The following is a 7,281-nucleotide window of genomic DNA, read 5'->3' on the forward strand; positions in this document are numbered from 1 at the left end:
TTTTTACACTTCAATACAATTAAAACCATTATGAGTATTTGTTAAATGAATGTTTATCACAAAAATTTCAGTTTCATAATTGCGTTATTGTAGTAGAACAACAAATACGTTCGCTTTCCGGAGGTTTATCGCGACTTATAGCTCGCACCTGATGAGCAAAAACAGACAACGAACTGACCTGCTCCCCCTTAATGAATACACCACCATATTCCTCATGCCTTCATCAGCAACGTGAGGCTATCTCTATGACGACGCGTTTCCCCAGCGCCTGGGTGCAGGGTAATGCACCGCAGGCACTGAAGCGGTCAGTGGTTAAAGAGGGAGTTTTTTGAGTGCTTCAATGGCGGTTTGTAGCACAGTCACCATCTGGCGCTGTACCTCCGGGTCGCTCTGATGGCGGGCGTGAATCTGGTGGCGCAGCTCGGCCACGGCGTCGCGTAATGCAGGATCAAAATCGGTAGGGGCTTCGCGCATCGCCTCAGTCATGGTGTTCATCTGCTGAGCGAAGTGGTCCAGCCGCGCCATGATAGCGTCAGCCATAGCTTTGTTTTCTGCCAGCCATGCCGTGCCTTCTGCCGCCAGCGCATAGCGCTTGCGGGTACCTTCCTGAGTGACGGTGACATAGCCGACATCCTCAAGCCAGGTCAGTGCCGGGTAAACGACCCCCGGGCTCGGTTTGTAGAACCCGGCGCTTTTTTCGTCGAGCCGTTTGATCAGCTCATAACCGTAGCTGGCATTCTCCTCCAGGAGGGCAAGCAGCAATAATTGCAGTTCATCGGCGCTGAACTTACGGCCGCGTAAGAACGGCGGGCGTCCACCGTTGCCAAAGAAGTCACCCCGGCCGCCGCGTCCAGCGCCGAAGGGCCCGCCGTGATGGCGCCCAGCCATATGGAAGCATGTCTCATCTTCGTCATCGAACGGGTTGAACATTGCCATACGAGGATCGTGGTGATGATGATGGCCATGGAGGCCGTGTTCATGGTGGCCACAGGCGTGGCGATGGAATCGATCAAAAAACATAGGGTACTCCCGTTTTATAGCGTACGTGAATCTCTGTGTGTATCGTAAGACTGTATCTTAAGATAGTTAAAGGCTATATCTTACGATACAAAAGATCAAGCGCAGTGGTAAAAAATTGTCCGGAGTGGCGGGATGACTGGCTGTAGCCAACATTTCAGCTTAACGGGATGGATCTGCAGGCAGGCAAAACGATATCCGGGGCCGGATATCGTATTCGCCATTAACAATCGGGATGGTTTTTTCCCTTGTGTCGCGCGCTCATCCCGCAAACAATATTCTTTTTCACCGTAAGCTATTCCACAAAAGAATATCTCTGCGCAAGCTGTTCGCTATTTCTCAGCTTATCCGTTTTTCAGTAATCGTTATTTATTATTGTTGATTGGACCCATCTTGCAGATGTGTATAGTGAATTTCACTTTTATAAAGCGATTTTTATTAGCAAGGAGCATTTATGCATCTGGCCCGGTTCCCCCGAATTTTACTTGGTCATTTCCCCACGCCACTGGAGCCGCTAAATAATTTAAGTCAATTATTAGGCGGACCTAAAATATGGATTAAACGTGACGACGCCACCGGTCTGGCAATGGGGGGAAATAAAACCCGTAAACTGGAATTCCTGCTGGCGGATGCGCTGGAGAAAAAAGCCGATGTGGTCATTACCCAGGGGGCGACACAGTCGAACCATGTGCGCCAGACCATTGCAGGTGCTGCGCGTCTGGGGCTAAAAGCAAAGGCGCTGCTGGAAAAACGCGTGACCGATTTTGGCGAAGATTATCAGCGTTCAGGTAACGTGCTGCTGGATAATCTGCTGGGTGGCGACATCGTCGCTCATCTGCCGGCTGGCACAAATATGCAGCAGGCGATGGAAGAATACGCCGGGACGCTGCGCGAGCAGGGGCATACGCCGTATATCATTCCCGGCGGCGGCTCGAATCCGATTGGTGCGCTGGGCTATGTGGCCTGCGCGGAAGAGCTGTTGTATCAGTCATCTGAACGTCGTCTGCGTATCGATCATGTGGTTCACGCCACGGGCAGTACCGGTACGCAGGCCGGGCTGGTGGCGGGTTTTACGGCCACTAACAGTCATATTCCGGTACTGGGTATTAGCGTGCGCGCGCCAAAAGCGCAGCAGGAAGAGAATGTCTGGAATCTGGCCTCACGGACGCGGGAGCTGCTTGGCGTACCGGGAGAACTGTCGCGGCATGCGGTGGTCGCGAATAGCGACTATGTCGGCGACGGGTACGGTTTGCCGACGGAAGGGACCCTCGAAGCGTTAACGCTGCTTGCCCGTCATGAAGGCATCTTGCTTGACCCGGTCTACTCCGCAAAAGGCATGGCCGGGCTAATCGATCTTATTCGTAAAGGCCATTTCCGCTCAGATGAAAACGTCGTGTTTATCCACACCGGCGGCGCGGCAGGTTTGTTTGGTTATCGCCAGGTGTTAGAGCATGGCTAAGCCTTTTCTGCTTGGCGTGCTGGGCGGCATGGGGCCGCTGGCGACGCTGGATTTTCAGCGCCGCTTGCTGGATGCCACCCCTGCGCAAAGCGATCAGCAGCAGATCCCTTCGGTGGTCTGGAACGTACCGCAAATTGTCGATCGCCAGAAAGCGCTAGCGGGCACCGGACCGTCGCCTCTGCCACAGTTACTCCACGGTATTGAGAAGCTGAATCAGGCGGGCGCAAGCCATATCGCCATTCCCTGCAACACCGCGCACCACTGGTACGATGCGCTCAGTGAAGCGAGTGAGGCGCCGATTCTGCATATCGTTGATGCCACGTTGGATGCGCTGTCACTGTCAGCGCCAAAGCCACGGCGGGTAGGGGTGATTGCCACCAAAGGCACGCTGGAAGCGGGCTGGTATCAGAACCGCCTGGCGCAGCAGGACATCGAAGTGGTTGTGCCAACGGAAGAGGAACTGACGCAGTGGTTTGTGCCTGGCTGCTACGCGGTTAAACGCGGTGAGCTAAAGGAAGGGGGGGAGTGGCTGTCACTGCAGGCTAATGCACTGTTTGCTCGCGGGGCACAAAAACTGGTGCTGGCCTGTACTGAAGTACCCGTTGCGTTTGAGGCGGTCAATGCCCCGTTCCGTCATCTTACCTTCGACCCGGCACAAGCGCTGGCCGAGCGATGTTCGCAGTTATGGCAAATAAAGAGATAAACCGTCCGGTGCAGTGTCGGGCGAAATCATCGGTTTCATCAAAGGAAAAATAAAATGAAAAAAAGTCTCTGCTTATTAATCGCAGCGGGTGGTTTATGGGCAAATATGAGTTTTGCCGAGACGCCGGCTGAGGTCCGTGTCGCTTATAGCGGCGGTTCGCAGGTATTAATGTTGGCAAAAGCCGACGGCTCTCTGGATAAAGCGCTAAACAGCAAAGTGAAATGGGTGCAATTTGCATCGGGCGCCGATGCGTTGAATTATTTTGCCAGCAATGCCATTGATATTGCTAATTTCGGGTCCAGTCCTGCCACGGCGGGTATCGTGCGTAAATTACCGGTCGAGATTATTGGCGTGTCGGGCGTGATTGCCAGCTACGAGCGACTGATTGGCAAAGATGGCATTGTGAAAATCAATGATATCGAAGGTAAGCGTGTGGCTTATCCGCCAAACTCAACGGCACAGTACGCCCTTGAAGCCGCAATTAGCGTGAACAATCTGGATCGCAGCAAAATTACGCTGCTGCCGCTGCGTCCGGCTGAGATGGTGGCGGCCTGGAAACGTGGCGATATTGATGCTGGCTACGTCTGGGCGCCATTTGCCCAGGAGCTGGAGGCATCGGGCGGGCATCAGGTCTTTGCGACCAAAGATCTGCAGAAAGACGGCTATCTGATCTACAACAACTACGTCGTACGCAAAGCCTTTGCGGAACAATATCCAGAAGCGGTCACCGCCTTCCTGCGCGTGCACCAGCAGAAAGTGGATGAGTTCAGGAAAGACCCGGAACGCGCCGCGGCGATTGTGGCTAAAGAGGTTGGCGCGCCGGTCACCACCGCAGCAAATACGCTCGGCGGGCTGGAATACCCGACGCTTGCCCAGCAGGGCACTGCCGACTGGCTGGGTAACGGAACACACACGTCCGACAGCGGTATTGGCAAAGCATTGAGCAAAACCTCCAGTTTCCTTGCAGGTATCGGCGAGATTCGCCAGCGTGATATTCCCGCCAACTGGGATAACGCGATCCAGTCTCGCTACATTCGTGATGCGGCGGTGGCGGCACAATGAGATTGAGTCAGCATATCGCCATCAGCGTGCTGTCGGTGGCGGTTTTCTTTATCGTCTGGCAGGTGGCGGCGACGCGACAGTGGGTTGATCCCTTGCTGCTGCCGTCGCTCACCGACATCGGGCTGACCACCGAAGAGCTGCTGGCAGACGGCTACCGTCAGGTGCCGCTGTGGGAGCATATCGCGGTGAGCCTGGCGCGCGCCCTCAGCGCGTTTGCGGTGGCCATTATTATCGGGATTCCGCTGGGTCTCCTGATGGGTTTGTCGGAGGGTTTGTCGGCAGTGCTTAACCCTTTTGTTCAGTTTCTGCGTCCGCTGCCCAAAATCGCGCTTATCCCGCTGGCGGTGGTCTGGTTGGGCATTGGCGAAGCATCCAAATTTTTCCTGATTTTTATTGCCACTTTTTTGAGCGTCGTGGTGGGCGCGTCGGCGGCCGTTGAGCGCATTGGCCGCTCGCGTATTCGTGTGGCGCAAACCCTCGGCGCCTCTCGCTGGCAGATTTTTCTGCGCGTGGTGCTGCCGGATGCGCTACCGGATCTTTTCACCACCGTCAGGCTTTCGATTGGCATTGGCTGGACGTCGTTGATTGCGGCGGAAATGGTCGCGGCCAGTTCGGGGCTGGGCTGGATGGTTATTAACGCCAGCTCTTATCTGCGCACCGATATCGTCATGCTCGGTATTTTGCTGCTGGGTGGCATCGGTTATTTGCTGGATCTCTTACTGCTGGGGCTACAACGTCTGACGGTGCCCTGGGCGGGGAAAGAATAATGAGTGCAATCACTCTCGAAAATGTGTCGCTCGCTTTTGCGGCGAAACCACAGCCGTTTACGGTACTGGAAGATATCAGTCTGACCCTGACGCGCGGCGAGTTTGTCGTGCTGCTCGGGCCATCCGGCTGCGGAAAATCCACCATTCTGAACCTGGTTGCCGGGTTCAATAAACCGGATAGCGGACGGGTGGCGGCAGGGGGTAAAACGGTGCGGCAGCCGGGGCCGGATCGCGGGATGATTTTCCAGCAGCCCAATCTGTTTCCCTGGCTGTCGGTGCTGGACAACGTCACCTTTGGCCCGCGGCTGGGAAAACATCGCAAGAACGAAACCAACGCTCAGGCGAAGGCGTGGCTGGAACGCGTGGGGCTGAAAGGGTTCGAGAATCACGCGCCCTGGCAGCTTTCCGGTGGTATGAAACAGCGCGTGGCGCTGGCACGCGCCTGGCTTCCCGGCCCGGAAGTGCTGCTGCTTGATGAGCCGTTTGGCGCGCTGGACGCGCAAACCCGGCTGATGATGCAAGAGTTGCTGCGTGAGGCCTGGTTATCCACCGGCACCACGCTGCTTTTCGTCACCCACGATGTGGAAGAGGCGTTGTTTCTTGCCGATCGCATCCTGATCATGTCGGCAAAACCAGGAAAGATCGTCGATGAGATCGTTCTGCCCTTTGGGCGGGAGCGGGATATTGAAACGTTGGCCGAACACCCTGCCTACAGCGAGATCAAACACCACGTTTTGCATCGGGTACGGCTCGAGGCAAAGCGGCACCTGGGCTAAACGTCGGGAATGAATCAACTCCTTTTGAGCAAATGCCCCCGCAGGGGCATTTAAAACAAGATTTAGTCAAAGATGTAAGCGTTAACGAGGTTTTCGAGCTGTTCCTGATGCCCACTTTGATGCTGAGGGTTAAGGTTATGCTGCTCGGCATAGTGGGCAAGCTGCGCTAGCGACAGTCGTCCTTGCATAATTTGTTGGCCCAGTTCGCCATTCCAGCCTGCATAGCGTTTTTCAAGGCGCTTATTGAGCGCGCCATCTTCAAGCATACGAGCGGCTTTCTTCAGCGACAGCGCCATCACATCCATTGCGCCAATGTGGCCATAGAACATATCGTATTTATCGGTGCTTTGACGACGCACTTTGGCATCAAAGTTCAGACCGCCAGTCGTAAACCCGCCAGCTTTGAGGATCTCATACATCACCAGCGTGTTCTCTTCAACGCTGTTCGGGAACTGGTCGGTATCCCAGCCAAGTTGCGCATCGCCGCGGTTGGCATCCACGGAACCGAAGATATCCAGGGCAATCGCACTGGCAATTTCATGCTGGAAGGTATGCCCTGCAAGGGTCGCGTGGTTGGCTTCGATGTTGACTTTAATCTCTTTTTCCAGACCAAACTGCTTCAGGAATCCATATACCGTGGCGACATCGTAGTCGTATTGATGCTTAGTCGGCTCCTGTGGTTTCGGTTCGATCAGCAGCGCGCCACGGAAACCGATTTTATGTTTGTGTTCAACGACCATCTGCAGGAAACGGCCAATTTGCTCGCGCTCCTGGCGCAAATCCGTATTCAGAAGCGATTCATAACCTTCGCGGCCGCCCCACAGAACATAGTTTTCACCGCCCAGTTTCTGGGTTGCGTTCATGGCGGTAACGACCTGGGTTGCAGCCCAGGAGAACACTTCAGGATCCGGGTTGGTTGCCGCACCGGCGCCGTAACGGGGGTGGGTAAAGCAGTTGGCGGTTCCCCACAGCAATTTCATTCCGGTTTCTTGCTGTTTTTGCGCCAGCACATCGGTCATTACGGCAAAGTTATTCAGATATTCCTTCAACGATGCGCCTTCTGGCGAGACGTCGACATCATGGAAGCAGTAATACGGCACATTGAGTTTGTGGAAGAATTCAAAAGCAACGTCGGCTTTCATTTTTGCCAGCGCGAGCGCATCGCCAGCCTGCTGCCAGGGTTGTTCAAAAGAGCCCTTGCCAAACATATCCGCGCCATTCCAGCAGAAGTTATGCCAATAACAGGCGGCAAAGCGCAGATGTTCTTCCATTCGTTTACCCAGCACGATTTCATCCGGATTGTAATGACGAAAAGCGAGTGGATTAGTCGTTTTAGGTCCTTCAAAACGTACACGATCGAGCTGATCGAAATAATTTTGCATAATGAACTCCATAATTCAGAAAGCGAAAAGTCAATCACTGTGGCTATCCTGTATTTTCCATCGCGTCTTGATCAATTACGGAATTTCATTCGTAGATTAGGAGATTACTCAAACG

General features: G+C 54.3%; 7 protein-coding genes. 5 read left to right on the forward strand and 2 right to left on the reverse strand.

All coding sequences use genetic code 11. The annotated features are described in order from the left end of the window. Window positions 1-312: 312 nt before the first annotated feature. Window positions 313-1,020 carry a PadR family transcriptional regulator gene (locus NNN71_RS22725; protein ID WP_271459397.1) on the reverse strand — a complete coding sequence of 236 codons (708 nt, stop codon included), beginning with the start codon at window positions 1,018-1,020 and terminating at the stop codon, window positions 313-315. Between the two features lie 451 nt (window positions 1,021-1,471). On the opposite strand from NNN71_RS22725, the gene NNN71_RS22730 reads away from it, so the two are divergent. From NNN71_RS22730 to NNN71_RS22750, 5 genes are read left to right on the forward strand one after another with little or no spacing between them, the layout of a single operon-like run. Next, window positions 1,472-2,476: a D-cysteine desulfhydrase gene (locus NNN71_RS22730; RefSeq protein WP_271459398.1), complete on the forward strand. Its 1,005-nt coding sequence runs from the start codon at window positions 1,472-1,474 to the stop codon at window positions 2,474-2,476. Beyond that, window positions 2,469-3,179 (forward strand): aspartate/glutamate racemase family protein, encoded by a 711-nt coding sequence (locus NNN71_RS22735; RefSeq protein WP_271459399.1) that lies wholly within the window; start codon window positions 2,469-2,471, stop codon window positions 3,177-3,179. Before NNN71_RS22730 ends, NNN71_RS22735 begins: the two co-directional genes overlap by 8 nt. A gap of 54 nt (window positions 3,180-3,233) precedes the next feature. Beyond that, window positions 3,234-4,241: a taurine ABC transporter substrate-binding protein gene (locus NNN71_RS22740; protein ID WP_271459400.1), complete on the forward strand. Its 1,008-nt coding sequence runs from the start codon at window positions 3,234-3,236 to the stop codon at window positions 4,239-4,241. After that, a complete protein-coding gene (locus NNN71_RS22745) occupies window positions 4,238-5,008 on the forward strand; it encodes an ABC transporter permease (protein WP_271459401.1) in 771 nt (256 codons plus the stop codon). The genes NNN71_RS22740 and NNN71_RS22745 overlap by 4 nt, the downstream gene beginning before the upstream one ends. Then, complete coding sequence (locus NNN71_RS22750) at window positions 5,008-5,784, forward strand: ABC transporter ATP-binding protein (RefSeq protein WP_271459402.1); 777 nt, start codon at window positions 5,008-5,010, stop codon at window positions 5,782-5,784. The genes NNN71_RS22745 and NNN71_RS22750 overlap by 1 nt, the downstream gene beginning before the upstream one ends. Window positions 5,785-5,846: 62 nt before the next feature. Here NNN71_RS22750 and xylA read toward each other — a convergent pair whose 3' ends face one another. Continuing rightward, entirely contained in the window at window positions 5,847-7,166 is a 1,320-nt protein-coding gene (xylA, locus tag NNN71_RS22755; protein ID WP_271459403.1) for a xylose isomerase, read from the reverse strand. Between the last annotated feature and the right edge of the window lie 115 nt (window positions 7,167-7,281).

The sequence above is a fragment of the Kluyvera sp. Awk 3 genome (assembly GCF_028069715.1).
Classification (GTDB): domain Bacteria; phylum Pseudomonadota; class Gammaproteobacteria; order Enterobacterales; family Enterobacteriaceae; genus Kluyvera; species Kluyvera georgiana_A.

Excerpts from the sequence above, each read along its gene's own strand:
- NNN71_RS22730 (WP_271459398.1), top strand. The coding sequence starts at position 1,472 with ATGCATCTGGCCCGGTTCCCCCGAATTTTACTTGGTCATTTCCCCACG.
- NNN71_RS22725 (WP_271459397.1), bottom strand. The coding sequence starts at position 1,020 with ATGTTTTTTGATCGATTCCATCGCCACGCCTGTGGCCACCATGAACAC.
- xylA (WP_271459403.1), bottom strand. The coding sequence starts at position 7,166 with ATGCAAAATTATTTCGATCAGCTCGATCGTGTACGTTTTGAAGGACCT.
- NNN71_RS22750 (WP_271459402.1), top strand. The coding sequence starts at position 5,008 with ATGAGTGCAATCACTCTCGAAAATGTGTCGCTCGCTTTTGCGGCGAAA.
- NNN71_RS22740 (WP_271459400.1), top strand. The coding sequence starts at position 3,234 with ATGAAAAAAAGTCTCTGCTTATTAATCGCAGCGGGTGGTTTATGGGCA.
- NNN71_RS22745 (WP_271459401.1), top strand. The coding sequence starts at position 4,238 with ATGAGATTGAGTCAGCATATCGCCATCAGCGTGCTGTCGGTGGCGGTT.
- NNN71_RS22735 (WP_271459399.1), top strand. The coding sequence starts at position 2,469 with ATGGCTAAGCCTTTTCTGCTTGGCGTGCTGGGCGGCATGGGGCCGCTG.